Source organism: Kitasatospora sp. NPDC097691 (assembly GCF_040302665.1).
Lineage (GTDB): Bacteria > Actinomycetota > Actinomycetes > Streptomycetales > Streptomycetaceae > Kitasatospora.
In genome coordinates this window covers 1-25,734 of record NZ_JBEORY010000008.1, presented here as the reverse complement: position 1 = coordinate 25,734, position 25,734 = coordinate 1, and the positions used below count along the sequence as shown (strand labels likewise).

Below are 25,734 nucleotides of genomic sequence, written 5' to 3'. Positions count from 1 at the left end.
GATCAGGCCTCCGGGGCAAGCTGCGGGGTTGTGTCTGACAGGGGTTGTTCCCGCTCCCCGGCAGGGAGCGAACGGTCCGTGCGGTCCGTGCGGGCCGTACGGTCCGTGGTGAGGGTTCGGGGTGCCGCGGCGGGCGCGGCGTCGTCCGGCTCGCGGTCCGGCTCGGCGGGATCGCCGGACTCGGCGGGATCGTCGAACTCGTCGGGATCGTCGAACTCGTCGGCGGGCACCTGCCCGGCGGGCAGGCGGACGGTGAAGGTCGACCCCTGGCCCTCGACGCTCCACACCGACACGGTGCCGCCGTGCGAGGCGGCGACGTGCTTGACGATGGAGAGGCCGAGGCCGGTACCGCCGGTGGCCCGGGAGCGGGCCGGGTCGACGCGGTAGAAGCGTTCGAAGACCCGCTCGCGGTCCTTCTCGGAGATGCCGATGCCCTGGTCGGTGACCGAGATCTCGATGAGCTCGCCGTCCGCCTCCCCGAGCGCTGCGGCGCTGGAGATCCGGCGGGTGGCGATCGCCACCCGGGTGCGGGGCGGACTGTAGTTGACGGCGTTCTCGACCAGGTTGCCGAGCGCGGCGGCGAGCTGGCCGCGGTTGCCGTGCAGGTAGAGGCCGGCGATGCCGCCCGCCGCGATGAGGATCTGCTTGGCGGCGGCCTGTTGGCGGCAGCGGTCGATCGCCTCGGCGATCAGCTCGTCCACCGCGACCGGCTCGGGGTCGACCATCAGCCGGTCGTCCTGGACCCGGGAGAGGTCGATGATCTCCTGGACCAGGCTGGCCAGCCGGGCGGCCTCGACCTGCATGCGGCCGGCGAAGCGCTGCACCGCCTCCGGGTCGTCGGACGCGTCGACGACCGCCTCGGAGAGCAGCGACAGGGCACCGACCGGGGTCTTGAGCTCATGGCTGACGTTGGCGACGAAGTCCCGGCGGACCGCCTCCACCCGGCGCCGCTCGGTCTGGTCCTCGACCAGCACCAGCACCAGCCGGGAACCCAGCGGGGCGACCCGGACGGAGACCGCGAGCGGCTCGGCCGCGCGGGCCGCGCCCGGTCGGGGCACCTCCAGCTCGACCTGGCGGATCTCGCCGTCCCTACGGGTGCCGCGGGCCAGCGCGAGCATCTGGTCCACGGCGACCGCGCCACCGCGCACCAGGCCCATCGCGTACGCCGCCGAGCTGGCCTTGACCACCTCGTCGCCCTCGCCGAGCACGATCGCGCAGGAGCGCAGCACCGAGAGCACGGTGTCGACCCCCGGCGGCAGGGGCGGCTCGGGGTTGCCGGTGCCCAGTGCCTGGTACCGGCTGTGGTTTTTGCCGCTGGTGCCGCTGTACTTGCCCCTGGCCTGCTCGCGCTCGCTCCAGCGGAATGCGATGGAGGCGGTGAGGCCGACGCCGAGCCCGGCTATGGCGCAGGCAGCGGCGGCGGCCACGTTCACGTCCATGTGGCCAGCGTAAGCGTACGGCCAGGCCACTCCCCAAGGGCTGGATCAAGGCATCGATCACACGTTGCCGAGAATTCACCTTCACGTAGCTGTCGATTCACCGCACTGGCCGTGCTGCGTCGCCCTGGCGGCGGAAAGTTGGCCGCGCAGCCCGTGTGGGAGAGATCGGTGCGCCGGACTACGGCCACCGGCTCAGGTGTGCGCGTACGATGCGCGCCACCAGCAGCGGTCACCCGGACGCCGGAACGGCGGTCGGACGGGTCGGCCGGTCGGCACCGCCACCGACACAGCTACTGAGGAGAGAACATGCGCGACGCGTACCACGAGGAACTCGATGCGATCGGCGACAGCCTGATCGAGATGGCCCGGCTGGCCGGCTCTGCCCTCGGCCGCGCCACCACCGCCCTCCTCGACGCGGACCTGGCGCTGGCGGAGAGCGTGATCGCCGCCGACGAGAACATCAACGAGCTGCACCACGAGCTGGAGAACCGGGCGATCGACCTGCTCGCCCGCCAGCAGCCGGTCGCCACCGACCTGCGGATAGTCGTCACCTCGCTGCGGATGAGCGCCGACCTGGAGCGCTGCGGCGACCTCGCCCGGCACGTCGCCAAGGTCGCGCGGATGCGCTACCCCGACACGGCCGTGCCGCGCGACCTGCACTCCACCGTCCTGGAGATGGGCCAGCTCGCCCAGCGCCTGGTGGCCAAGGCCGGCCTGGTGATCGCCACCAAGGACGTCGACAAGGCCCTGGAGATGGAGCAGGACGACGACGCCATCGACACGCTGCACCGCGAGCTGCTGTCGCACCTGATCGACGAGCGCTGGCACCACGGCATCGAGACCGCCGTCGACATCACCCTGGTCGGCCGCTACTACGAGCGCTTCGCGGACCACGCGGTGTCGGTCGCCAAGCGCGTGGTGTACCTGGTGACGGGCGAGCACGTGGCCGATTTCGTGGCCGCTTCCGAGTCCGCGGAGGCCGGCTCGGGGGAGTGAGCCCCGTTCCGGGGGCCGCTCCCCCGAGGGTTGGGTAAACCTGTGGCGGCGGTGGTGCGGGCGCACGGTCCTCCGTACGTCCCACCACCGCGCGCCCGTTGACGCTCCCTCCGTCCGGCGGTTTCACTCGACGTATCGGGCGCCGCAGTGTGCCCGCTTCACGGAGGGAACCGCTCGATGAAGGCCAACCCGACCCGCCCGGCACCTGCCCGCGAGACCGTCGAGCCGCCCGCCCCGAAGCTGCTGCCCGTCCTCGCCGCCGGCTGCGGCTGCGGCCCGGGCTGCGGCTGCGGCTGCCAGTCCGGTGCGCCCTGCCAGTGCGGTGGCGCGGACGGCGGCTGCTGCGGCGGGCACTGACGGCCTCGGGTGCACGACCGCCGTGGGCGACGGCCGTGCACCCGGTGGCCCGCGCCGGGCCCGCGCCCGGTCCTTGCAGGGGCTTCACCGGGCTGTTCGGGCGTCAGAACGTGACGTCGGTGCAGGAGTAGAAGGCGTTCCCGGTGTCGGCGATCTCCCAGACCGCGACGATCACCTGGTGGCCGGTGCGCCCGCTCGGAACGGTCGCGGTGTGGCTGAGCGTGCTCGGCACCTGCTTCCCGCCGTACGGGACGGTCAGGAAGGGCGTCAGCTCCAGGCTCGCCCGGGTGACCGGCCGGCTCGCGTCGTAACCCGGCTTGGTCAGGTAGTACTTGAAGTTCGTGGTCGCGTGCCGGGCGGTGAACCGCCAGGTGAAGGTGAGCTGCCGCCCCGCCGTCACCGGCGTGGTCGGCCAGGCGCCGCCGTGCGGGTCGTCCAGCTCGGCGAAGCGCGCGTTGCCACCCGCGCAGATGGTGCCGTCGGACGGGCCGGCCGACGGGAAGCCCTTCGGCCCCTCGACGCTCTGCGGCTCCCACTGGATCTCGCCGCAGTCCCAGGCGACGGCGTCCGCGGCGCAGAGCGCGGCCCGGCTGGGCGGGGTCGAGATGTACCCGTGCGAGGACGCGGGGAGGGCGAAGGTGAGCGGGATCGCCAGCGCGGCGACCGCCGCCCCGACGATGTGACGTGTGCGCATTGTGCTCCTCCGTGGGGGTGGATGGAGAGTGCGCCGGGGCGCGGACGCGCACGTGGGGGTGCGGGCCCGGACGGGGAGGTCCCTGGCATGCCCGCGCCGGCCTGGTGCCCTCACGGTAGGAGCCGCCGCCACCGCCCGTCAATGGTCTGAACCACTTTCGAACCCGCCCAACTCGCCTACCGCACAAGCGCGTTGAATGCAGAAGGCCCCGCCCCCGGCGAACCGGATGGCGGGGCCTGCACGCCCTCTCGGGCTCGCCGCTCGGGCGTGCTCCTCGGGCTTGTTCCTCAGGCTTACTTCTTGCCCTGGGTCTGGCCTGTCCGTTTTCCGGGCCTGATCAAGGGGGTCTGACCTGGGGCTGAGCCGTCGACAGTTGTCATCGTTGGCCGCCCTTGGCCGACCCCGGACGGCCCACAGACGGCCCAGAAGCGGACCCTGCCAACACCAAACCGCTTGATCGGCCGATAGGTGGTGCGGGAATCTCGCAGGCATGGAAGAGACCGGCAACGAACCCGAGTTGGCACATAAGCTACGCGAGGCTCTCGGCCACGTGGTCCAGGCCGCTGCAAATGTGGAGAGCGATCTACGCACGGTCACTGCTGCGCTGCTGGAAACGAAGTATGGGGCGGTGGTGGTAGCTGGCCAGTCCGCCAACTGGCTGATCGAGACCATTCAGGCCCTCATCAAGGTGCACGATCGCGTAGACGATCAGAAGCGCGACGAGCTTAAGGGGGTGTTGACTCGGATCAAGCAGGCCTTTGAGGAGCGGAACCGCCTTGCGCACGGTGTTTGGGGCACTGGCGTGGACGGCGCGATCATGTCGCACACGAGCAAGCTCCGCCGCATCGATTGGCAGCAGAGTCCAGTCACGCTGGATTCAATGAACACCACTGCTTCGGAGTTGCTGAACCTTTCCAGCGGCTTGTATGCGTGGATGTTCGGCACACTTCCTCCGGAAGCCATCACCACGGAAGCACAGCTTCGATGGGAGGCGTACGTAAGGTCGCTGTCTCCCGAGGAGTTGGCCACCCTTGCAGAGCGTCGCCAGCACGGAACTACATGAATCAAGTACTCACAGCACTTCCATGACGGGCGCTGGGCCAGCTCACACAGCTGGCCCAGCGCGTGCGTCAGGGAAGCTGGCAGAACGCCACGGTCGCGTCATCGCCGGACTTAAAGCGCGGCCAACGGTGCCCGTTTGGGTCCGTAGCCTCGATCCTCCGGACCTCCGCGATCAGGCCGTCAGTGCCGGACCCCCGGAGCATCGCGAACGCGTCTGCCCAGGATGCCGTGCGGTACTCGGTCACGAGGCGCGAGGTCCCATCGGACAGGACCGCCACCGAGCGGACACCAGCAAGCGGCATTGCACCGGTCAGCGCGTGGTGCGCGGCTTCGCCGTTGGAGGCAGCCACCCAGTAGCCGTCCACGGTGTTCCGGGTGAGCCGCTGGGCCACGACCATCCGACGGAGGGCCTCGGTGTGCTCTGGCGTCCCTGTGGCGAACCGTTCCGTCTCCGCGCGAAGCTCCGGCACCATGGCGTCCACCCGCAGGTCCGTGACCACCTGGTAGCGATCGGCTTGCTCGAAGACGATGGGCGAATCGGCGAGCACGAGGTAGTCGAACCGGTCGTCACCGGCCCGCAGGATCGAGACCGTTGCGGACGGCGTGCCGGGATTGCCGAGGTCGCACTCGGGGTGAAGCGCCGCCACCCTCTCCAGCGCCTCCGCCAGCCCGTCCGTCAGCGGCCGGCCGGACTCGACCAGCGCGGCCATCAGGTGGCCTCCGAGCTGGGAGACGTACCACGGCACGCCGTGCCGACAGCCGGTGTCGAGGCCGACCGTGCTCAGGCCGTCCAGAACAACGGCAAGCGTGGGCGTGGCCGCCACCCAGTCTTCGTTGGGGTTCGAGCCACCGGGAGCGGTGGCGATAGAGACGCGCATCTGTCAGGCCTCGTGTCGGTAGATCGGAGTAACCCTGTTGCTCTCCAGAACTTCCAGAGTCTTCGGGTCGTAACGGCAGGAGATGAGCGTGGAGAAACGCTTCGCCCGAACCTCGCGGTACAGCTCCCCTAGGTGGTTCTCCAAGTAGTGCACGACGCCGCTCGCACCGATCGCGTGGATGCCCGCGATGTAGAGGAATGTCCCCTTGCCATCGAGGCGGGGAAGCCGAGCGAGGTAGCCGATGTCCCCAGCCGTGCCGTCCACATCGAGCGGGGAGCGGTACTCGGTCTCGCTGTGCAGGTCCACCAGGTGCCAGGCCTCGTCCTTGCGGAATCGCAGGTTGTCGTCGCCTTCGAGCACCTGGGCCACGATCGGGGACAGCCGCGGGCCACAGATGACGACCAGGTGCTCCCGGTTGAGGTTGACGATGCCGGACGGCGGGATGACCTCGTAGTCAGAGTCGAGCTTCAGGCCCGTAAAGAGCTTCCGCAGGTGCTCGTAGTTGTTCAGGTCTTCCCTGGTCACGACCTGGCTTGGGTTCTCGTCCAGAGACTTCCCTGCCTCGTACTTGCCGCCAACCGCCACGGTCATCGGCCCCAGGCCGAAAAACGCCCGCTCCGGCGCGGGGCCGGCCGACGCGAGCTGACCGACACGCCCGCGACTTACGCCAAGCAGAGCTGCGATCTCGGTCTGCGACATGCCCGACGCTGACGCCTCTTCGATGGCCTCCCGGCGGACGCGGGACAGCTCGACCACCCGGTTCTGATAGTCCGCCATCAGGGCAATCGCCGCCTTGGCCCGTTCGATCGGGACGGCCACGCCGGCCACCCGCTCAAGCTCCTCGTGCATCGTGATCCCTTCACTGCCTAGGGGGGCGAAGCAAGGGTACCGCTAGAGGGGCTTGACGCACAGATGGCAGCTGCCTACCTTGGGTATCGCAAGAAAGCGAAAGCCCCCCTAAGCACCATGGGGAACGGGCCTAGCGCTTCGTTGACCTGCACAAATGCGAAGGAGCGGCGCCCCAACCGCCAAGTCAGTACGCCGCTCCGTGCCCCGATGAAGGGAGTTCCATCATGCACGACACGGTCGTTGAGATCCGCCGGTGCCCGCGCTGCTCGGCCCGGCTCAGCCGCAGCAACTCGGACACGCTGTGCGGCCCGTGCCGCCGGACGGTCGGTCCGGAGGACACCCGCCGCAGCCGCCTGGCCGAGTTCCGCGAGTCCGCCCCGGTCGGCGCCCCCGTCGTGGAGGCGGGCCCGGATCTGGGCGCGGTCCTGCGCAACTTCCGCACCCAGACCCAGCTCAAGCAGCTCGACCTGGCGGACCTGCTGGGCTTCAGCCAGTCGTACGTGTCGCTGCTGGAGCGCGGGAAGCGCACGATCCGGGACATTGCGGAGCTGCGGCGGATCGCCTCCGTCCTGCGCCTGCCGGAGGCCGCGTTCGGTCTGCTGCCGCTGGCGGTGGCCGCGTGAACGCCGCGCTGAGGAATACGGCGGGCAACGCCCGGCTGCGGGCCGCCCTGGTGGCCTCGAAGATGACGATCGAGGGCCTGGCCCACGAGGTGGGCATGGACCCGCGCACGGTGGAGCGGTGGCTGAACGAGCCCGGCCGCACCCCCTACGCCCGCCACGCCCACCAGGTGGCCCAGCTGCTGCACGTCGACCCGTACGAGATCTGGCCGACCCTCGGAAACCGCCGCAAGACCAGCGCCCAGCCCCAGGACGAACTGCTCACCTGGTACCCGACCCGGGGCGCCGTCCCGGCCGCCCTGTGGGCCACGCTGCTGCGCGGCGCGGGCGACCGGATCGACCTGGCGCTGTCCTGCGGGCTGTTCCTCGCCGACGCCGTCCCGGACCTGGTCGAGCTGCTCGCCGAGTGCGCCGCCGCCGGAACCCGCGTGCGCCTCGCCCTGCCCGACCCGACCGCGGCACCGACGCAGAACGAGGCCACCCGCCTCCTGCTGGTCGAAGACCTTTACTCCGCCCTCCAGCACGTGCCCGGCGTCCGCATGGTCCGCCACGGCGGCATCGCGAACGACGTCGTGCGGGCGGACGACCAGCTCCTCGTGATGCCGAGGGTGGACGGCTGCCCGCCGGCCGCCGCCCCGGCCCTGCACCTCAAGCGCCTCGAACAGGCCCCGCTCACCGGCGCCTACCTCCTCGGCCTGGACCACGTCTTCACCACCGCCGTGCCGCTGGTGAACACCCGCCGACTCGCCGCCGTCTGACCACCACTTTCGGAGCAGCCATGAACAACCCCGACCCGCACCTGCCCTCGCTCGCCGATCTGGTCAGCTACACCAGCCGGGAGCCGCTGACGGTCAAGCAGATCGCCGCCGCGCTCGGCACCACGAAGTGGACCGTGCACCGCGAGATCAACTCCGGCCGCCTGCCGCACTACCGCATCGGCTCCCACATCCGCGTCCAGCGCTCGGTCTTCAGGGCCTACCTGAAGGACTTGAACGTCCCCGTCGGCATCACCGGCATCGCGGGCTGACAACCCCGGCTTCAGCAGCGCTCACGCCCGCTCAGGGAGCGCTCATCGGGTGCCGCTGAAGTCCGACCGGCCGGGCCCGGAACGGCCGCTGGTAGAGCTGAAACGGCGGCCAGAACGGGTGAACACTCACCGGTGAACACGCAGGCGCTCACCGCGCTCACGGGCCGCTCACCGGGCGGACCTGAAGCCCGAGCGGGCGGACCTGAAGAGACCACCCCGGCGCCTGAAACGGTGCTCGGCCCGGATGGGTGTTCACCGGTGAACGCCCTGGGCGTTCACCCCACTCACGACCCGCTCACCGGCCGGACCTGAAACACCCGGACCCGCCCCTGAAACGGCCCGGGGCCGGACTGAAGCCCACGGCCGCAGACCCGAAACCGCAGGCCGCAAGCCGTGAACACCGGTGAACGCCCGACCCGGGGCCGGTGAACACCGGGGCCGGAAAAGCGCTTCTCCGGTCCACCGACCGGCCCGCCGGCACCCGGCCCGGCCACCGTTTCAGGCGCGGCGGTGGCCTCTTCAGGCCCGCCCGTGAGCACCGGTGAGCACCCGACCGACGGCCCGTGAACACCTCCCTCCTTAAGAGCGCTTCTCCTCGACGGACCAGGGCGAGCGTGCCCGGCCGAGCACCGCCAACTCCCCCAAGGAAAAGCGCTCTTAAGAGGGCAGTGAGCGGGCCCGCAGCCGCCTTGCCCGGCCCGCTCACCCCCTGATCTCCCAGGCCGATTGACCATCCGATGGAAGGACACCCGACGGTGCCGGAGACGACCCGACCAACCCCCACCGCTCCACCAACCAACCCCCGCAGCGAGAGCCGCCCGGCCGACGCCAGGCCCGCCCGACCGGTCACCCGCACCACCGCCGCCGCGAAGGCGGAGGACGGAAAGCCGAACCAGGCCACCCAGCTCGTCGCCCTGGCCCGGACCCGCTACGACTTCATCGTCTCGGAGGACGGCCGCCCCTACGCCGTCGCCCTGGACGGGCCGAGGATCGTGCTGCCACTGCGGGGAAAGGCCGGTCTGCGCTCGGCCCTTGCCCGCGCCTACACCGACGCCAACGGCGGCTCCGTGCCCTCCCAGGGCTCCCTGGCCGACGCCATGACCGTGCTGGAGGGCCAGGCCGCCGCCACCGACCCCGTCCCCGTCCACCTGCGGGTCGCCGGAGGCCCCGAGCGCATCGTCCTGGACCTGGGCACCGCCGACGGCCGGTGCGTCATCGTCACCCCCGGGTCCTGGCTGCTCGCCGACCGCTCCCCCGTGTACTTCCGCCGCTCCGGCGCCATGGCCGTCATGCCCACCCCCGACCGTGACCAGGCCGCCACCGGCCTGGACCGGCTGCGCTCTCTGGTGAACATGGACGACACCGCCTTCCGCCAGCTCGTCGGCTGGCTGGTCGCCGCCTGGATCCCGCACATCCCCCACCCGATCCTGACGTTCAAGGGCGAGCAGGGCACCGGCAAGTCCAAGGCCGCCCAGACCGTGGTCAACCTGATCGACCCCAGCCCCGCGACCAAGCGCTCCCAGCCCCGGGACATCAAGGCCTGGGCCACCCAGGCGTTCAACTCCTGGGCGCTGTGCCTGGACAACGTCTCCACCATCCCGCCGTGGCTGTCCGACACCCTGTGCAAGGCCGTGACCGGCGACGGCATCGTTGACCGCGCCCTCTACACCGACGACGACGTCGTCGTGCTCACCTTCCGCCGGGTGCTGGCCATGACGACCATCGACGCCGGCGCCCTGGCCGGAGACCTGGCCGAGCGGCTGATGACCCTGGACCTCCAGCTCATCGACCCCGCCCAGCGCCGCACCGAGCAGGAACTCGACGCCGCGTTCGCCGAGCACCGCCCCGCGATCCTGGCCGCCCTCCTCGACCTGCTGGCCGAAGCCCTGGCCCTGCTGCCCACGGTCCGCCTCGACAGCCTGCCCCGCATGGCCGACTTCGCCCGCGTGCTGGCCGCCCTCGACCAGATCCGAGAGTGGACCACCCTGGACGCCTACCTCGCCGCCTCCGCGAACACCAACGCCGACGCCCTCGAAGGCGACCCGTTCGGCTCGGCCGTCCTGGCCCTGGTGGACGACGCCGGGCACTGGAGCGGCACCGCCGGGGAACTCCTCGCCCGCCTCTCCCTGACCGGCGAGACCTTCCACCCGAAGTGGCCCAAGGACGCCACCCGCGCCAGCGGCCAGCTCAAACGCCTCGCACCGGTCCTGCGCAGCGTCGGCGTCCTGGTCGACGACACCCAGCGCTCCGCCGACCGACACCGCCGCCGCCTCATCACCATCTCCCTGGCCGATCCGGAGAGTTCGCTGAAGACAGCGTCCGCAGCGCCCGCAGCGTCCTGGCCGCCCGTACGCAGGCCCCCTGACCAGCAGGAACTCCCCGGACACTAACCGACCCGCCAGCGTCCGCCCAGCGTCCGCAACGGCCCCTCCAGCGTCCGCAACCGCCCTTCCTGCGGACGCTGGCCCCCCGGCTGCGGACGCTGCACCCCCGCCAGCGTCCACACCACCACACCCAGCCCGACCAGCGCGGATACCGCACCTGCGGACGCTACGGGCACTACGGACGCTGCACCGCACCAACTCTCCGAACCGAACCACCAAACCACCCCGCCACCACGGCGCCCCAGGGCCGGCCGTCAGGTGACAAGCGCCAGTCGGTGACTGTCACCCGGACCCGATTTCCCCAGGTAACGCGCGCGCGAGACCGACAGTCCGCGCCTGTCACCCCGACTGTCACCCCCGCTGGCACCCGATCTTGACCCTTCTGGCACCCCCGAAACGGAGACCCGCGATGCCCCACACACCCACCGCCCCCGACACCCGGCCGACCCACACGGACGCACCACCGGCCACCACGACGCCCCGAGCGCGCTCCCCACCAAGGGCGGCCGGGGCCAGAAGACGCCACCCCGCCGCGGGGGCGGGTGGTCTCTTCAACCCGCGCCACACAGCCACCCGGCCCGCCGGCCGAGCCACCCCCGCAACGGCCCGTCACCTCCCCCCACCCACCCCCAACCCGAGAAAGACCCACCCCCACCCGCTCAGGAGCCCGGGAGGACGTTCTTCGGCCGGGTGGGGGGTGGGTGGGAGGTCACACTCCGCGCTCACCATCACCGCCCGCTCCGTGAATCCGGGAGCCCCACGTGCGCGTGCACGCGTACGCGCAAGGAAGCCCCCGACCGACACACAGCGTCACTGAAGTACCGACCGCCCCACCCGCTGATCAGCACGCCCCAGACCACCTGTCGTCTGTCGCTTGTCGCCTGTCGCCCGACCCCCGCCGATCCACCTGCGGACCCCGAAACTCCCCTTTGACCTGCGGGGCGACAGGCGACAAGACAAGCGACAAGCGAGGCAGGCGACAAGCGAGACGACAGGCCACACGACAGGCACGACAAAAGCCCGACCGCCCACCTGTCACCTGTCATCCCCACCCCCGGAACGGGCCCCACACAGCCCGAACCCACCCCCGACCTGCGCCTTACAGGTAGCAGGACAGGTGACAGGTGACAGACAGGGCCCAACCGCCCAGGAGAACACCTTGGCCAACCGCCGCACCCAGACCGACACGGGACCCACCGTCGTCGCCCTGCCCACCCGCTTCTTCACCCCCGAGGACATCGCCTCGATGTTCGGCGTCCCCCTGGAGACCGTGTACCAGTGGCGCCGCAAGCGGACCGGCCCGCCCGCCTTCCGCGTCGGCCGGCACCTCCGCTACCACCCCGAAGCCGTCGCCCAGTGGGTCGCCGACAAGACCCACCAGGCCGCCTGAACCACCCGTCCGGCCCACACTCCTGACGGCCCTGACGCGTCAGACGCGTCAGACGGCCGTGACGCCGAACGGGCCGATTTCCCCAGGTAACGCGTGCGCGCGAGGGGTGTCTGACGCGTCTGACACCCGCTTCTGACGCCTCTGACGCCCCTCCCGCGCCCGGCCTGACACCCCCTCCATCACGTCCACGCCCAACCCCAAGGAGCGGCCTCATGGCCGGACACATCCAAGACCGCTGGTACAAGACCGAGCCCGGCCCCGACGGCAAGCCCCGTCGGGTCCGTACCGACCGCTATGGCACCGGCAAGCGCTACCGGGCCCGGTACGTCGCCCCGGACGGCACCGAGAAGAGCAAGAGCTTCCCCGACCGCCAGAAGCGGCAGGCGGAGGAGTGGCTGGCCCGGATCGAGGCGGACATGTCGCGCGGCCAGTACCTCGACCCGGCGACGGCGAAGACCACCTTCCAGGAGTTCGCCGAGCACTGGCTGAGGAGTCAGACCAGCGACCCCAACACGCAGGCCTCGATGCAGTCGCAGCTGCGGCGGCACGCCTTCCCGCGGATCGGGGCCCGGCCGCTCAGCTCGTTCCAGCCCAGCCACATCCGGGAGTTCGTGGCCGAGCTGGAGACCTCCGGCATGTCGGGGTCGTACGCCCGGGTCATCTTCTCCAACGTGCGTGCCGTGCTGAGCGCGGCCGTGGACGACGGCATCCTGCTCAGGAACCCGTGCGCTGCGCAGACCGTGCGCCCGCCGGTCGTCGGCTCCCGGCGGGTCGTGCCGTGGGAGCCGGAGCGGGTGTTCGCCGTCCGGGCGGGCATGACGGAGCGGTACCGGGCCACGGTCGACGTGGGCGCCGGCTGCGGGCTCCGGCAGGGCGAGATCCTGGGCCTGGCCGTGGACGCGCTGGACTTCGACGCCAGCACGATGCACGTCACCCAGCAGCTCAAGCTGAGCCGGAGCAAGCCGGTGTTCGCGCCGCCGAAGGGCGGGACGCTGCGGAGCGTGCCGCTCCCCCGGCCGGTGGCCGACGCGCTCAGGGCCCATATGGAGCGATTCCCGCCGGTGGAGATCACGCTGCCGTGGATGAAGGTGAGCGGACCGCCGGTCACGAAGCGCCTGATCTTCACCAGCCTCTCCGACTCGATCGTCTGGCGAGGCATGCTGAACGAAGACCACTGGAAGCCCGCACTCGCCGCCGCCGGGGTCATCCCGAAGCCGGGCAAGGGCGACTCCTACGCGTCTGCCCGGGAGCACGGCATGCACGCGTTCCGGCACTTCTTCGCGTCGGTGCTGCTGGACGCCGGGGAGAGCATCAAGGCCGTGAGCGAGTACCTGGGCCACGCCGATCCGGGGCTGACGCTGCGGGTCTACGCCCACCTGATGCCGGACAGCCGGCACCGGGCCCGGAAGGCGATCGAAGGGGTCTTCAACCCCCAAGATCACGAAGGCTGACGGCCCACAGACGGCCCGGGAATGACGACGGCCCCTGATCTGCGCCATACGCGCAGATCAGGGGCCGTATCGCCAGGCTGGTTACTTCTTGCCCTGGTTCTTGACCGCCTCGATGGCCGCGGCGGCGGCGTCCGGGTCGAGGTAGCGGCCGCCCTTGGTGACGGGCTTGAAGTCGGCGTCCAGCTCGTAGACCAGCGGGATGCCGGTCGGGATGTTCAGGCCGGCGATGGCCTCGTCGGAGACGCCGTCGAGGTGCTTGACCAGCGCGCGCAGGCTGTTGCCGTGGGCGGTGACCAGGACGGTCTTGCCGGAGGCGAGGTCCGGGACGATGGCGTCGTACCAGTACGGGAGCATCCGGTCGACGACGTCCTTCAGGCACTCGGTGCGCGGACGCAGCTCGCTCGGGATGTCGGCGTAACGGGCGTCACCGGCCTGCGAGTACTCGGCGTCGTCGGCCAGCACCGGCGGCGGGGTGTCGTAGGAGCGGCGCCACAGCTGGAACTGCTCCTCGCCGAACTCGGCCAGGGTCTGGGCCTTGTCCTTGCCCTGCAGCGCACCGTAGTGCCGCTCGTTCAGGCGCCAGCTGCGGCTGACCGGGATCCAGTGGCGGTCGGCCTTGTCCAGGGCGATCTGCGAGGTGCGGATGGCGCGGCGCAGCAGCGAGGTGTGCAGCACGTCGGGGAGCAGACCCTCGGCGGCCAGGAGCTCGCCACCACGGGCGGCCTCCTTCTCACCCTTCTCGTTGAGGTCGACGTCGACCCAACCGGTGAACAGGTTCTTCTGGTTCCACTGGCTCTCGCCGTGGCGGAGCAGGATGAGTCGGTACGTCGTGTCAGCCATGGGCCCCAGCTTAGTGGAGGGCCCGAAAACCCCTGGTGGGGACCTTATAGGGCTGTGTAATGTGTGCTCCGCGCATCTGCCACTTACATGCGTCGGCTGGCCGGGCCTGCCCGCGCCGCTCAGCGGACGCCTGCCCTCGGGAGCCCCCACATGCTCGTCGCCCTGGCCGCCAACCCCCGGATCCGAAGACTGGTGCAGGAGACGGTGGGCGGGCTGCCGCGGCAGTTCTGGTGGCTCTGGGTGAGCACCTTGGTGAACAAGCTCGGCGCCTTCGTGGTCACGTTCCTGGCCCTCTACCTGACCGCCGACCGGGGCTACTCGGCCTCCTACGCGGGCCTGGTGGCCTCGCTGTTCGGGCTCGGCTCGGCGATCGCGGCGGTCGGCGCGGGCGTGCTGGCCGACCGGATCGGGCGCCGGCCGACGCTCGTCGCCGCCCAGCTCGGCACCGCGCTGTCCACCGCCGTGCTCGGCTTCGTGCACGGCCAGGTGGCGATCGCCGCCGTGGCCTTCCTGGTGGGCCTGTGCAACAACGCCACCCGGCCGGCCACCTCGGCGATCATCGCCGACCTCGTCCCCGCCGAGGACCGGGTCCGCGCGTACGCGCTGAACTACTGGGCGATCAACATCGGCTTCGGCCTCTCGGCCGCGGTGGCCGGTCTGATCGCCACCCAGGGCTACCTCACGCTCTTCCTGCTGGACGCGCTCTCCACGCTGGTCTGCGCGGTGGTGATCTTCATCCGGATCCCGGAGACCAGGCCCGCACAGTCGCCCACGGCGGCGAAGGAGGCCGGCGGGCCGGCGGTCGGCCTCGGCACGGTGTTCCGGGACGGCCCGTTCATGACGGTGGTCGGACTCAACCTGCTGCTCGCCCTGATCTTCCAGCAGAGCAGCACCACCCTGCCCGTCGACATGGGCGCCGCGGGCCTCACCTCCACCGAGTACGGGCTGGTCATCGGCCTGAACGGGGTGCTGATCGTGGTGCTGCAGATCCCGCTCACCCGGTGGATGGAGGGCCGATCGCGGACCGGGCTGCTGATCGCCAGCTGTCTGCTGGCCGGCTGGGGCTTCGGGCTGGCGGCGCTGGCCGGGTCCTCCGCGTGGCTGTTCGCGCTCTCGGTGGCGGTCTGGACGGTCGGCGAGGTCCTGAACGCGCCGACCATGATGGGCCTGGTCGCCGAGCTGGCACCGACCCACGCGCGCGGCCGCTACCAGGGCGTCTACTCGCTCTCCTGGTCGCTTGCCTCGTTCCTCGGCCCCGGGGTCGGCGGCGTGGTGCTGGAGCACGCCGGCGCCGGGGTGCTGTGGGGCGCGTGCGGGGTCTGCGGCACGGTCGCGGCGCTCGGGCACGTGGTGCTGGGCCGCCGCAACCGGGCGGCGGCGGGGGCCGGCGGCGCGACGGAGGTGCCGGCGCCCGCGGCGGAGCCCGCGAAGGCACCGGCGGGCGCCTGAGCGTCCGAGGCGGCGTCAGCCGGTGTCCGACTCGCCGTCAGTCGGACACCGGGGCGGTGTCAGTCGGCGGCCGGGGCGTCGTCCGGGGTGTCCTTCGGGGCTGCCTTCGGGGCTGCCTTCGGGGCGGCGAGATGGGCGAAGGCGGCCAGGTTGCGGGTGGACTCCCCGCGCTTGGTGCGCCACTCCCACTCGCGCCGGATCGCCGAGGCGAAGCCCAGCTCCAGCAGGGTGTTGAAGGGCTCGTCCGCGTTCTCCAGCACCGTCCCCAGCAGCCGGTCCACCACCACCGGGGTGAGCGCCTCCAGCGGCAGCCGGCCCGCCAGGTAGACGTCGCCGAGCGCGTCGACCGCGTAGGCCACGCCGTACAGCTTGGTGTTGCGCTCCAGCAGCCAGCGGTAGACGGCCTCGTGGTTCTCGTCCGGGCGGCGGATCACGAAGGCGTTCACCGACAGGGTGTGGTCACCGACCCGCAGGGCACAGGTGGTGCTCAGCTTCCGGGTGCCCGGGAGGGCCGCCACCAGCGTGTACGGGTCGGTGGCGGCCGGTTCCCAGGCCACCCCGGCGTCGTCCAGGGCGGTGCGCAGGAGGGTCAGGGCCTCGTCCTTCGTGCGGATTGCCATGAAGGTGACGTTACTCGTCGGTACCGGTCGGGCGCAGCCTCAGGTGAGCCGACGCCTGGCGGCGGCCAGCCGACCGGCCGGACGGGCCAGGCTGCCGGCGTACACCTCGGCGGTGGTCGCCGCGGCGGTGTCCCAGCCGAAGCCCGCCGCGTGCCGGGCCGCCGCCGCACCGCGCCGGGCCACCAGCGCCGGATCGGTGACGTACGGCTCCAGCGCGTGCGACCACTCCGACGGGTCGTGGCCGCGCACCAGACTGCCGGTCTCGCCGTCCCGCACGGCGACCGGCAGGCCGCCGACCGCGGCCGCCACCACCGGGGTGCCGCAGGCCTGGGCCTCCAGCGCGACCAGGCCGAAGGACTCGCTGTACGAGGGCATCACCAGGGCCGACGCCGCGCGGTACCACTCGGCGAGCCGCTCCTGGCCGACCGGCGGGTGGAAGCGCACCACGTCGGAGATGCCGAGCTGGGCGGCGAGCTTGTGCAGGCTCTCCGGCCGGGCCAGCCCGGTGCCGGACGGCCCGCCGACGACCGGCACCACCAGGCGCTCGCGCAGCTCGGGGCGGCGGGCCAGCAGCGCGGCGACCGCCCGCAGCAGCACGTCCGGGGCCTTGAGCGGCTGGATCCGGCCCGCGAAGAGCAGCACGGCGGCGTCCTGCGGCAGACCCAGCCGGGCCCGGGCGGCGGCCGGGGCGCCGGCGCCGTCGGGGCGGAAGACGTCCAGGTTGACCCCGGGGTGGACGACGGCCAGCTGGTCCGGCCGGGCGGCGTAGTGCAGCGCCAGCTCGGCGGCTTCCTCGGTGGTGTTGGCGATCAGCCGGTCGGCCGCCTCCACCACCTGGGTCTCGCCGATCACCCGCGCCACGGGCTCAGGCGTGTCGCCCTCGGCCAGCGCGGCGTTCTTGACCTTCGCCATGGTGTGCATCGTGTGCACCAGCGGGACGCCCCAGCGCTGCGCGGCCAGCCAGCCGACCTGCCCGGAGAGCCAGTAGTGCGAGTGCACCAGGTCGTAGTGGCCGGGACGGTGGCCCGCCTCCGTCCGCAGCACCCCGTGGGTGAAGGCGCAGAGCTGGGCCGGCAGGTCTTCCTTGACCAGGCCTTCGTACGGCCCGGCGGTGACGTGGCGGACCAGCACGCCGGGGGCCAGCTCGACCGTCGGGGCGTCGTCCGAGCAGATCGCCCGGGTGAACACCTCGACCTCGATGTTGAGGTCGGCCAGGCGCTTGGCCAGCTCGACGATGTAGACGTTCATCCCGCCGGCGTCCCCGGTGCCGGGCTGGTGCAGCGGGGAGGTGTGGACGCTCAGCATGGCTATCCGGCGCGGCCGGCGGCGGCCCGGGACGAGCGACTGGAGCCGGCCGCGCGCGGGCACGGCGGGCTGGGCACGGCGTACCGAACGGACGGGGTGCTGGATCACCTGGCTGAAGCCTCCTCTGTGCGGCCCGTCTAGGCGGTCCGCGCCGGGCCGCCCGTTGTCCGGTGTGCGCTGCCCCGTCCCGGGCACACATCACCACCAGTGTGCCAACCACGCGGGCTGCGCCCGGCATTCCCGCTCCGGCCCACGAGCCTCACCGGTCCGTCCGACCGGCCGGACGGACCGGCATCACCCCAGGTCAGCACGGTGTCGCCGGGCCCCGACTACCCTTCTGGGCATGGCTGCCTCCTTCGACCCCGCGACCGCCGCGCCCTCCCGTGGGCGGACCGGACGCCCGGTGGGGACCGTCACCCGGGGCACCACCAACACCAACCGGCTGCGCCGGATGGACCGCTGGATCGCCCACACCCTGGGCCGCACGCTGCGCACCGCCGGGCTCCCGCCGGTGGCGGTGGACCTCGGCTACGGCGCCGCGCCGTGGACGGCCGTCGAGCTGGCCGCCCGCCTGCGCGCGGTGCGGCCGGACGTCCGGGTGGTCGGGATCGAGATCGAGCCGGAGCGGGTCGCGGCCGCGCTGCCGTACGCCGAGCCGCCGCTGCTCACCTTCCGGCGCGGCGGCTTCGAGGTGCCGCTGGACGGCGGCGCGCCGGCCCGGCTGATCCGGGCGGCCAACGTGCTGCGGCAGTACGACGAGGCGGCGGTGGCCGGGGTCTGGGAGCGGCTGTGCGGGCGGCTCGCCCCGGACGGGCTGCTGGTCGAGGGCACCTGCGACGAGATCGGGCGGCGGCACGTCTGGGTCGCGCTCGGCCCCGAGGGCCCGCGGACGGTGACCTTCGCGGCCCGGCTCGGTGGCCTGGAGCAGCCCTCCGACCTCGCCGAGCGGCTGCCGAAGGCGCTGATCCACCACAATGTGCCGGGTCGGCCGGTGCACGCCTTCCTGGCCGACTTCGACCGGGCCTGGGCGGCGGCCGCGCCATACGGGGCGTTCGGGGCGCGGCAGCGCTGGGTGGCGGCCTGCACGGCGCTCGCGGGCAGCTGGCCGCTGGTGGACGCGCGCGGGCGGTGGCGGCAGGGCGAGGTCACGGTGCCCTGGTCGGCGCTCGCGCCGTAGGCCCCGCGGCGGCCGTTCCGGTGGCGGTCGCGACGGCGGCGGTCGGGCCGTGGCCGTGGCGGTCGCGGCCGTGGCGGTCGCGGCCGTGGCGCCGCGGTACCGGCGGGAGCTGGTGAGCGACCCGACACATTCACTCGAACGAGTTATCGAATATCTCTGGCGTGTTGACGCCTCGTCACGCCACGATGGACACGACCGAGCGGCGTCACCACACGCCGCTCGGTGCGCACCATGCCCCGCCGTCAGCCGTCAGTCGTCCCGCCCGAGCAGCTCCCGTCGGGCCCGTTCGAACACCTCGTACATCTCCGACCCGAACAGCACGAACCGCACCTCCACCGGCTGCGCGCCCGCCTCCGCGTCACCGCTGTCCAGCACCTCCGCGACGGTGCCCAGCGCGATCCGGGCCGCGTCCGCCGGCGGCCAGCCGTAGATCCCGGCCGACACGGCCGGGAAGGCCACCGTGCGCGCGCCCAGCTCGGCCGCGACGCGCAGCGACTCGCGATAGCAGGAGGCCAGCAGCTCCGCCCGCTCCTCGTACTCCTCCGCCCGGTACACCGGCCCGACGGTGTGCACCACCCACCGGGCGGGCAGCCGTCCGGCCGTCGTCGCCACCGCGCGCCCGGTGGGCAGCCCCTTGCCCCAGTGCGAGGCGCGCAGCCGACGGCACTCCTCCAGGATCTGCGGCCCGCCCCGGCGGTGGATCGCACCGTCCACCCCGCCGCCTCCCAGGAGGGACGAGTTCGCGGCGTTCACCACCGCGTCCACCTGCTGTTCCGTGATGTCACCCTCGACCAGGGTGATCCGTGTCACCACCGTCTGTCCCCTTCTCCGCCCCGCGCGGCAGCCGCCGCACCGGGCATCCGAGCCGTCGTCCGAGTCCGATCACCACACCGCCACCGGCGTGGCAATAACCACAACGGCGCCGGTCGGCCGAAGAAATCCCCGGAGATCACGTTATGGTCGCGAGAAGTTCCCCGACGCACGGTGCCAGGCGGGCACTGCGGACGGACGTCGACCGTTACGCAGTCGGGGAAAGGGAGGAACCACCGATGCCCGCAACGGGAGACGGGCGGGCACCTGGTGCCGCGGACCTGCCGGGCGCCCACGGCGCCCCCGTCGGCCATGCCCGCAACCGCCCGGCCATGACCGGCCCGGTGACGGCTCCCCCGATACCTCACCCCCGCTCGCAGGCGGCGCGGGCGGCACGGGCGGCGCACGCCGCGCACCCCTCCCACATCGCCGAGGTGTCCCCCGGGCCGGGCCCGGACGTCCCCGCCGACGGCGCCGCGCCGCTGCGGCTGCTGGTCATCGAGGACGACGCCTCGGACGCCCAACTGATCAAGGCGGCGGTGGCCGACAGCGGCACCTCGATCGAGATCCACTGGGCCCGCGGGCTCGACCAGGCCACCGCGCTGCTGGCCGCGCTCCCGAACCGGCGCGGACGCTCCCGCGGCACCGGGTTCGGCTGCGTGCTGCTCGACCTCGCCGCACCCGCCGACCTGCCGCACCCGTCCGACGCCTCCGACGGGCTGGAGGGCCTGCACGAACTGCTCCGCCGGGCCCCGCATATCCCCGTCGTGGTGCTCACCGACGCGGCCGGGGCCGAACTCGGCGCGGCCGCCGTCGCCGCCGGCGCCCAGGACTTCCTGATCAAGCACGAGACGGACGGCCCGCTGCTGGCCCGCGCCCTGCGCTACGCCGTCGAGCGCAAGCGCGCCGACGAGTCCCAGCGCCGCCTCGTCGAGGCCGAGCTGCGCGGCCAGGAGAACGCCCGCCTCCAGCGCCACCTGCTGCCCACCCCGCTGCTGGACGGCGCCGGGCTCTCCTTCACCCGCCGCTACCGCCCCGGCCGCCGCCGCGCCCTGCTCGGCGGCGACTTCTACGACGCCGTGCGCACCGACGACGGCACCGTCCACGTCGTGATCGGCGACGTCTGCGGGCACGGCCCGGACGAGGCCGCGCTCGGCGTCGCGCTCCGGATAGCGTGGCGCACCCTGGTCTTCGCCGGCCTCACCGGCGAGACCCTGCTCACCACCCTCCAGCACGTGCTGGAGCACGAGCGGCGCAGCGACGAGATCTTCGCGACGCTCTGCATGCTCGTCATCGCGCCGGGCGGCACCGACAGCGACCTCGGCTCGATCGGCACCGGCGAGAAGGCCCGGCTCTACCTCGCCGGGCACCCCGCCCCGCTGCTCCTCGGCCGCGACCACGAGCCGGTCACCCTGCCCGCCGACCTCGCCGGGCCCGCGCTCGGCCTGCTGCCGTGCCACGACGGAGAGGCCGCCTGGCCCGCCCACGAGGTCGAACTCCGGCCCGGTTGGCGGCTGTTGCTCTACACCGACGGCCTGATCGAGGGCCGGGTCGGGGCCGGCTCCCGCCGCCTGGGCCAGGACGGGCTCGCCGACCTGGTCGGCGACCACCAGGCCGCCGGGCTGACGCGGGGGCGGCTGGTCGACAGCGCCATCGCCGAGGTCGAGGAGCTGAACGGCGGCGCGCTGACCGACGACGTCGCGGTCCTGCTGCTGGAGCGCAATCCGGTGCAGCTGATCCTCGGCTGACGGCCCGACGAACGGACCGACAGCCCGACGAACCGGCGGGGTGCCGGACATGCGGCGGCCCGGGCGGGTGAACTCCCCGCCCGGGCCGCCGTGTTGTCGCCGCCCGGCCTACCAGGGCCCGTACGGGCCGGTGTTGCTCCGGCCGCCGCGGCCGCCGCCTCCGGTCAGCGCCCGGATCGCGGGGCGGACGTCCACCACGTAGACGATCGAGGCGACCAGGCCGGCCAGGGTGCCGATGCCGGTGAAGAAGTTCACCCCGAACAGGAAGTCCCAGCCGAAGGAGATCGCGAGGATCGCGACCCAGAACCCCTTGGTCTTCTTGTCCGCCGCCCGGTACGCGTCCTCCCGGCGGGTGGCCGCGTCGACCAGCGCGAACAACTTGTAGGCCAGGATGGCGATCGTGGCCCACCAGATCGGGTTCAGGTAGGAAAAGGCCAGAATCTGGAGCACTCCGACCATCACGATCTCCTCAGTCTCTCGATTCCGGCGTACGACCGCCGTCCATCCTGGCACGGCGGCCGCCCGCACCGGTGTCAACGTTCCGTGGTCACCGGATGTGCCCTCCGTGGAGGACCGTGCTCACTCCGCGTCGGCGGAGGCGGACTTCCGGGCCCGGGCGGACTTCTTCGGCGCCGGCTCGGCGGCCACGTCCTCCACCGACTCGGCCTCGACCGGCTCGTCCTGCGCCGGCTGCGCGGCCGCTTCGACGGCCTCGGCCGGCGCGGCCGGACGGGCCTTCTCCACCACGACCTTGCCGCGCTCGGCCAGTTCGTCGTACGTCTCCTTGGCCTTCACCGCCAGCTCGACCGCGCGGCCCACCTGCTGCAGGGCGAAGCCCTGGGCCCGCTCCTGCAGGGCCTTGAGGTCGGTGGGCAGGGCGTTGACGGCCTCGCCGACCTTGGCCGGAGCCCCGGCCAGCAGCGACTGCGCCTCCTGGAGCCTGGCGGTGGCCTTCTCCTGGGTGCCCTTGCGGTCCCCCGCCAGCGCCTCGACCTTGCCCGGCACCTCGCGCAGCTTCTCGTACGCGAGGTCCCCGGCGCCGGCCAGGGCGTACAACGGGGTCGGGTCGCTGAGGGTCTTCTTGATCTCGTCAGTGATCGGCATGGTTACCGGTCCTCCCGGTGGGTGTTCTGGGTGGCTGAGCCGTCGGTCGTCGCGCCGGGGGCCGGAGCGGCGTTCTCCTTGAGGAAGGCGTCGTAGACCGCGAGCAGCGCCTGCTTCTGCTGCTCGTTGATCAGCGGATCGGCCAGGATCGAGGCCCGCAGTTCCAGGCCCTCTCCCCGCCGCTCCTCCAGGATCCCGGCCTGGACGTACAGCGTCTCCGCCGAGATCCGCAGCGCCTTGGCGATCTGCTGCAGGATCTCCGCGCTCGGCTTGCGCAGCCCGCGCTCGATCTGGCTGAGGTACGGGTTGGACACGCCGGCGGCCTCCGCCAGCTGCCGCAGCGAGTACTGCGCGTTGCGGCGCTGCTCCCGGATGTACTCGCCGAGCGAGCCGACGTTGAGTGAGGCCATGCGGACAGCGTGCAGCACCCTGCTTGCAAATGCAAGCAGGGTGCTAGCGCGAGCAAACGTGTCGGGCCGGCGGGCCGGTCAGGACAGGTGGGCGAGCAGCAGCTCGGTGAGCCGTTCGGGGGTGCGCAGCGGGAGGTAGTGGTCGGCGGCCGGGACGAGGTGACCCCGGGCACCCGGGATGTCGGCGGCGAGCCGCCGCGCGATCGCCGCGATCTCCGAGTGGTCCCGGTCCCCGTGGACGACCAGGGTGGGGGCACCGACCTCGCCGAGGCGGGATTCGGCGGACCGATCGGGCGCGCCGGCGAGGTGGCGCTCGCTGACGACGCGGCGGGCCGCGTTCTCCTCGACCATCGCCGCGATCAGCTCGCCGCCCGGCGCCGTCCGGCCCATGGCGGCCCAGACGGACAGCTCCAGTTCGGCCAGGGCCGCCGCGTCGCCCCGCCGACGGGCCTCGGCGTAGGCGGTGGTCCCGGGGGACGCCGGCCAGTCGTGGCCGCTGACCGAGGCTCCGACGAGGGCCAGGGCGGTCACCCGGTCCGGATGGGCGAGGGTGAAGTCCAGCGCCGTCTCCCCGCCCATGCTGAGGCCGACCAGCGCGGCGCTCGCCAGACCGAAGTGGTCCAGGACGGCGCACAGGTCCTCGACGTCGTCGAACGGCCGCTCCGGCTCGGTGGAGCGGCCCAGCCCCCGGGCGTCGTAGCGGATCACGTCGTGGTGGCGGGCGAGCTCCGGGAGGACGCCGTCCCACAGCCGGGAGTCCATGCCGGAGCCGTGCAGCAGCACCACCGGGCTGCCGGAGCCGCCGCGCGCCGCCCACAGCCTGCCGCCGCCGGGGGCGGGGACGTGGACCTCGGACTCGGGGCGACCGGTGCGCTGGCTCATGCGGCGATCCTTTCAGACCCCCGCGCAGCCAGGGCCCCGCACAGCCGCAACGGTTCCGGGCGGGCGCTGCCGACTTGGAGGGCCGGACCGGTCAGGCGGGCGCGGGCAGGCGGACGGGCATCAGGACGGAGAAGGTGCCCGCCCGGCCGGGGGTGCGGATCGCCAGCGGGGCGATGGGGCCGCCGAGTTCGAGCAGGAGCTGTTCGGGGCGCCCGGCGTCCAGGGCGTCGAGGAGGAAGTCCCGGTTGACGGCCACGCGGAACTCCTCGGGGGCGTCGTCGGCGGCGACGACCAGCCGGCCGTCCCCGGTCAGGGTGAGGACGGTGACCTCGCACTCGGCGCCGTGCGGGCCGGAGGGCAGGGTGCGGGTGGCACCGGCCTCGACGGCGGCGCGCAGTTCGACGGCGGGGAGAGTGATCCGGTGTTCCGGTTCGAACCTGGTGACGGCCCGGTGGTCGGGGTAGTCGAAGTCCGGGGCGGCGCCCTCGATCCGGTGCCCGCCCGTCTCGGCGCGGACCAGGCCGCCGCCGAGGGTGAGCGCGACCTCGGCGTTCCCCGGGACCAGCAGGGCGCGCAGCGCGTCCACCAGCGGGGTGGGGACGATCGTGCCGGCTGACGGCTGGTCCGGCACCTCGCCGGAGGCGGGCACCTCGGCGAAGGCCATCCGGTAGCGGTCGGTGGCGACCAGGCGCAGCACCGGGCCGTCCGGCTCGAAGAGCACCCCGGCGATGGAGGGCAGCCCGGGATCGCCGCCGACCGCGAAGCGGACCGCGTCCAGAGCGGCGGCCAGGGCGCCGGCCGGGACGGTGAGGCGCGGGACGGCCGGGCTGGGGACGGCCGGGCTCGGGGCGGTGGAGCGGAGGTCGGCGGGGTCGGTGGTCATCGGCTGCTCCCTCTGGTCGATCATCGCGTGGATCAGGGAGAGCTCGCGGCGGGCGTCGGCGAGGCCGTCCTCCAACCGCCGAAGGTGCGCGTCGAGCACCCGACGGGCGTCGCCGCTGCCGGGCGCGGCGCCGAGCACGGCGCGGATGCCGGCCAGCGGCAGGCCGACCCGGCGCAGCCGGGCCAGCAGCCGGGCGTCGGCGAGCTGGCCCGGCCGGTACCAGCGGTAGCCGGTCTGCGGGTCGACCCAGGCGGGGGTGAGCACCTCGGCACCGTCGTAGTAGCGCAGGGTGCCGACGCCGAGGCCGCTGGCGCGGGCCAGCTCGCCGATGCTGTGCAGCTCGCTCTCCATGCCGGTGACTCTGCGGGCTCGACCTGGTCGAGGGTCAAGCCCGCTCGACGGCGTCGCCGGGGGCGGACACGTGGGTGAGCTTGTGCGGGTTGCGGACGGCGCGGATCGCGGAGATCAGGAGCGTGCCGTCCGTCCCCGCGACGAAGTCGAACACCGAGACGGAATCGACCGAGCCGTCCACGGTGACCAGCAGGCCGGGTTCGCCGTTGACCAGGACCGGGTGCACGGCGGCGCCCTCGCCAAGCTGCCGGAGCACGCCGAGGGTGAAGCGGGCCACGCTCTCGGCACCGGTGACCGGGCGCAGCGCGGCGCGGATCACGCCGCCGCCGTCGCTCCAGGTGGTGACGTCGGGGGCGAGCAGTTCCAGCATCCGGTTGAGGTCGCCGCCGACGCAGGCCGCCAGGAACTCGTCGGTGGCGCGGCGGCGCAGCTCGGGCGGGGCGTCGTACCGGGGCCGGCGGGCGCGGACGTGCGCCCGGGCCCGGCTGCCGACCTGCCGGCAGGCGGCCTCGGTGCGGTCCAGGGCCTCGCCGATCTCCTGGTAGGAGAAGCCGAAGGCCTCCTTGAGGACGAACACCGCCCGCTCCAGCGGGGACAGGCTCTCCAGCACCACCAGCAGGGCGAGCGAGACGCTCTCGGCGCGCTCGACGCCGTCGGTCGCGTCCGGCTCGGCGACCAGCGGCTCGGGCAGCCACGGGCCGACGTAGGACTCGCGGCGGACGACGGCCGAGTCCAGCCGGTTGAGGGCGAGGTTGGTGACCGTACGGGCCAGGAAGCCGCCGGGGCCGGCGACCTGGCCGGTGACCTGGCTCCAGCGCAGCCAGGTGTCCTGGACCAGGTCCTCGGCGTCGGCGACGCTGCCGAGCATCCGGTAGGCGATGCCGAAGACCATCCGCCGGTGCCGCTCGAAGTCGGCCAGCCGGGTGTCGGCAGGCCGGTCGTCGGACGTGCGGGTGTCGTGGGTGTCGGTCACCCTCGGGACGCTACCGCACGGTAGTGGCGGCTCTC

26 protein-coding genes are annotated in these 25,734 nt (G+C 72.8%); 12 read left to right on the top strand and 14 right to left on the bottom strand.

Annotation, left to right across the window (positions count from 1 at the left end; translation table 11 throughout):
* Positions 1 to 2: 2 nt before the first annotated feature.
* Positions 3 to 1,439 (bottom strand): sensor histidine kinase, encoded by a 1,437-nt coding sequence (locus ABTY56_RS08075; protein ID WP_350627525.1) that lies wholly within the window; start codon positions 1,437 to 1,439, stop codon positions 3 to 5.
* 306 nt (positions 1,440 to 1,745) lie between these two features.
* Here ABTY56_RS08075 and phoU point away from each other — a divergent pair, with 306 nt between their 5' ends.
* Both phoU and ABTY56_RS08065 read left to right on the top strand, forming a co-directional pair.
* Complete coding sequence (gene phoU / locus ABTY56_RS08070) at positions 1,746 to 2,435, top strand: phosphate signaling complex protein PhoU (RefSeq protein ID WP_350627524.1); 690 nt, start codon at positions 1,746 to 1,748, stop codon at positions 2,433 to 2,435.
* 177 nt (positions 2,436 to 2,612) lie between these two features.
* Positions 2,613 to 2,792 (top strand): hypothetical protein, encoded by a 180-nt coding sequence (locus ABTY56_RS08065; protein WP_350627523.1) that lies wholly within the window; start codon positions 2,613 to 2,615, stop codon positions 2,790 to 2,792.
* A gap of 103 nt (positions 2,793 to 2,895) precedes the next feature.
* Here ABTY56_RS08065 and ABTY56_RS08060 read toward each other — a convergent pair whose 3' ends face one another.
* The gene (locus ABTY56_RS08060; RefSeq protein WP_350627522.1) at positions 2,896 to 3,486 is read right to left on the bottom strand and encodes a lytic polysaccharide monooxygenase auxiliary activity family 9 protein; all 591 of its coding nucleotides are present in this window, start codon (positions 3,484 to 3,486) and stop codon (positions 2,896 to 2,898) included.
* 490 nt (positions 3,487 to 3,976) lie between these two features.
* On the opposite strand from ABTY56_RS08060, the gene ABTY56_RS08055 reads away from it, so the two are divergent.
* A complete protein-coding gene (locus ABTY56_RS08055; protein ID WP_350627521.1) occupies positions 3,977 to 4,549 on the top strand; it encodes a hypothetical protein in 573 nt (190 codons plus the stop codon).
* Between the two features lie 67 nt (positions 4,550 to 4,616).
* Here the strand turns inward: ABTY56_RS08055 and ABTY56_RS08050 are convergent, their stop codons facing one another.
* Both ABTY56_RS08050 and ABTY56_RS08045 read right to left on the bottom strand, forming a co-directional pair.
* Positions 4,617 to 5,426, bottom strand: coding sequence for a protein phosphatase 2C domain-containing protein (locus tag ABTY56_RS08050; protein ID WP_350627520.1), 810 nt, complete (start codon positions 5,424 to 5,426; stop codon positions 4,617 to 4,619).
* A 3-nt stretch (positions 5,427 to 5,429) separates the two neighbouring features.
* Positions 5,430 to 6,275 (bottom strand): RNA polymerase sigma factor sigma-70 region 4 domain-containing protein, encoded by an 846-nt coding sequence (locus ABTY56_RS08045; RefSeq protein ID WP_350627519.1) that lies wholly within the window; start codon positions 6,273 to 6,275, stop codon positions 5,430 to 5,432.
* 224 nt (positions 6,276 to 6,499) lie between these two features.
* Between ABTY56_RS08045 and ABTY56_RS08040 the strand changes: the two genes are divergently transcribed.
* The 6 genes from ABTY56_RS08040 to ABTY56_RS08015 all read left to right on the top strand — a co-directional run bounded on the left by ABTY56_RS08040 (position 6,500) and on the right by ABTY56_RS08015 (position 13,147).
* Positions 6,500 to 6,898 carry a helix-turn-helix domain-containing protein gene (locus ABTY56_RS08040; protein WP_350627518.1) on the top strand — a complete coding sequence of 133 codons (399 nt, stop codon included), beginning with the start codon at positions 6,500 to 6,502 and terminating at the stop codon, positions 6,896 to 6,898.
* The gene (locus ABTY56_RS08035; RefSeq protein ID WP_350627517.1) at positions 6,895 to 7,653 is read left to right on the top strand and encodes a helix-turn-helix domain-containing protein; all 759 of its coding nucleotides are present in this window, start codon (positions 6,895 to 6,897) and stop codon (positions 7,651 to 7,653) included. The genes ABTY56_RS08040 and ABTY56_RS08035 overlap by 4 nt, the downstream gene beginning before the upstream one ends.
* 20 nt (positions 7,654 to 7,673) lie before the next feature.
* Positions 7,674 to 7,922, top strand: a complete 249-nt coding sequence (locus ABTY56_RS08030) for a helix-turn-helix domain-containing protein (RefSeq protein ID WP_350627516.1) — start codon at positions 7,674 to 7,676, stop codon at positions 7,920 to 7,922.
* Between the two features lie 755 nt (positions 7,923 to 8,677).
* Positions 8,678 to 10,312 carry an AICE element replication initiation protein gene (locus ABTY56_RS08025; protein WP_350627515.1) on the top strand — a complete coding sequence of 545 codons (1,635 nt, stop codon included), beginning with the start codon at positions 8,678 to 8,680 and terminating at the stop codon, positions 10,310 to 10,312.
* Between the two features lie 1,153 nt (positions 10,313 to 11,465).
* The gene (locus tag ABTY56_RS08020) at positions 11,466 to 11,696 is read left to right on the top strand and encodes a helix-turn-helix domain-containing protein (RefSeq protein ID WP_350627514.1); all 231 of its coding nucleotides are present in this window, start codon (positions 11,466 to 11,468) and stop codon (positions 11,694 to 11,696) included.
* A gap of 212 nt (positions 11,697 to 11,908) precedes the next feature.
* A complete protein-coding gene (locus tag ABTY56_RS08015) occupies positions 11,909 to 13,147 on the top strand; it encodes a tyrosine-type recombinase/integrase (protein WP_350627513.1) in 1,239 nt (412 codons plus the stop codon).
* Between the two features lie 81 nt (positions 13,148 to 13,228).
* Here ABTY56_RS08015 and ABTY56_RS08010 read toward each other — a convergent pair whose 3' ends face one another.
* A complete protein-coding gene (locus ABTY56_RS08010) occupies positions 13,229 to 13,987 on the bottom strand; it encodes a phosphoglyceromutase (RefSeq protein WP_350627512.1) in 759 nt (252 codons plus the stop codon).
* Positions 13,988 to 14,137: 150 nt separating this feature from the next.
* Here ABTY56_RS08010 and ABTY56_RS08005 point away from each other — a divergent pair, with 150 nt between their 5' ends.
* On the top strand, positions 14,138 to 15,436 hold the full coding sequence (locus ABTY56_RS08005; RefSeq protein WP_350627511.1) for an MDR family MFS transporter: 1,299 nt from the start codon (positions 14,138 to 14,140) through the stop codon (positions 15,434 to 15,436).
* A 59-nt stretch (positions 15,437 to 15,495) separates the two neighbouring features.
* Here the strand turns inward: ABTY56_RS08005 and ABTY56_RS08000 are convergent, their stop codons facing one another.
* Together ABTY56_RS08000 and mshA are read right to left on the bottom strand one after the other, a co-directional pair.
* Complete coding sequence (locus ABTY56_RS08000; RefSeq protein WP_350627510.1) at positions 15,496 to 16,056, bottom strand: type III secretion system chaperone family protein; 561 nt, start codon at positions 16,054 to 16,056, stop codon at positions 15,496 to 15,498.
* Positions 16,057 to 16,095: 39 nt separating this feature from the next.
* Positions 16,096 to 17,466, bottom strand: coding sequence for a D-inositol-3-phosphate glycosyltransferase (gene mshA, locus ABTY56_RS07995; protein WP_502893055.1), 1,371 nt, complete (start codon positions 17,464 to 17,466; stop codon positions 16,096 to 16,098).
* A gap of 238 nt (positions 17,467 to 17,704) precedes the next feature.
* Here mshA and ABTY56_RS07990 point away from each other — a divergent pair, with 238 nt between their 5' ends.
* Positions 17,705 to 18,538, top strand: coding sequence for a class I SAM-dependent methyltransferase (locus ABTY56_RS07990; protein WP_350627509.1), 834 nt, complete (start codon positions 17,705 to 17,707; stop codon positions 18,536 to 18,538).
* Positions 18,539 to 18,787: 249 nt separating this feature from the next.
* Here the strand turns inward: ABTY56_RS07990 and ABTY56_RS07985 are convergent, their stop codons facing one another.
* Positions 18,788 to 19,348, bottom strand: coding sequence for an O-acetyl-ADP-ribose deacetylase (locus tag ABTY56_RS07985; protein WP_350627706.1), 561 nt, complete (start codon positions 19,346 to 19,348; stop codon positions 18,788 to 18,790).
* A gap of 239 nt (positions 19,349 to 19,587) precedes the next feature.
* On the opposite strand from ABTY56_RS07985, the gene ABTY56_RS07980 reads away from it, so the two are divergent.
* Positions 19,588 to 21,096: a PP2C family protein-serine/threonine phosphatase gene (locus tag ABTY56_RS07980; RefSeq protein ID WP_350627508.1), complete on the top strand. Its 1,509-nt coding sequence runs from the start codon at positions 19,588 to 19,590 to the stop codon at positions 21,094 to 21,096.
* Between the two features lie 108 nt (positions 21,097 to 21,204).
* On the opposite strand, the gene ABTY56_RS07975 is transcribed toward ABTY56_RS07980, so the two are convergent.
* The 6 genes from ABTY56_RS07975 to ABTY56_RS07950 all read right to left on the bottom strand — a co-directional run bounded on the left by ABTY56_RS07975 (position 21,205) and on the right by ABTY56_RS07950 (position 25,699).
* The gene (locus ABTY56_RS07975; protein ID WP_350521690.1) at positions 21,205 to 21,555 is read right to left on the bottom strand and encodes a DUF2516 family protein; all 351 of its coding nucleotides are present in this window, start codon (positions 21,553 to 21,555) and stop codon (positions 21,205 to 21,207) included.
* Positions 21,556 to 21,675: 120 nt separating this feature from the next.
* The gene (locus ABTY56_RS07970) at positions 21,676 to 22,200 is read right to left on the bottom strand and encodes a hypothetical protein (protein ID WP_350627507.1); all 525 of its coding nucleotides are present in this window, start codon (positions 22,198 to 22,200) and stop codon (positions 21,676 to 21,678) included.
* Positions 22,201 to 22,202: 2 nt separating this feature from the next.
* The gene (locus ABTY56_RS07965) at positions 22,203 to 22,610 is read right to left on the bottom strand and encodes a helix-turn-helix domain-containing protein (protein WP_350627506.1); all 408 of its coding nucleotides are present in this window, start codon (positions 22,608 to 22,610) and stop codon (positions 22,203 to 22,205) included.
* Positions 22,611 to 22,688: 78 nt separating this feature from the next.
* The gene (locus tag ABTY56_RS07960; RefSeq protein ID WP_350627505.1) at positions 22,689 to 23,492 is read right to left on the bottom strand and encodes an alpha/beta fold hydrolase; all 804 of its coding nucleotides are present in this window, start codon (positions 23,490 to 23,492) and stop codon (positions 22,689 to 22,691) included.
* Positions 23,493 to 23,583: 91 nt separating this feature from the next.
* Positions 23,584 to 24,726 (bottom strand): DNA polymerase III subunit beta family protein, encoded by a 1,143-nt coding sequence (locus tag ABTY56_RS07955; RefSeq protein ID WP_350627504.1) that lies wholly within the window; start codon positions 24,724 to 24,726, stop codon positions 23,584 to 23,586.
* Positions 24,727 to 24,760: 34 nt separating this feature from the next.
* Entirely contained in the window at positions 24,761 to 25,699 is a 939-nt protein-coding gene (locus ABTY56_RS07950; protein ID WP_350627503.1) for an RNA polymerase sigma-70 factor, read from the bottom strand.
* Between the last annotated feature and the right edge of the window lie 35 nt (positions 25,700 to 25,734).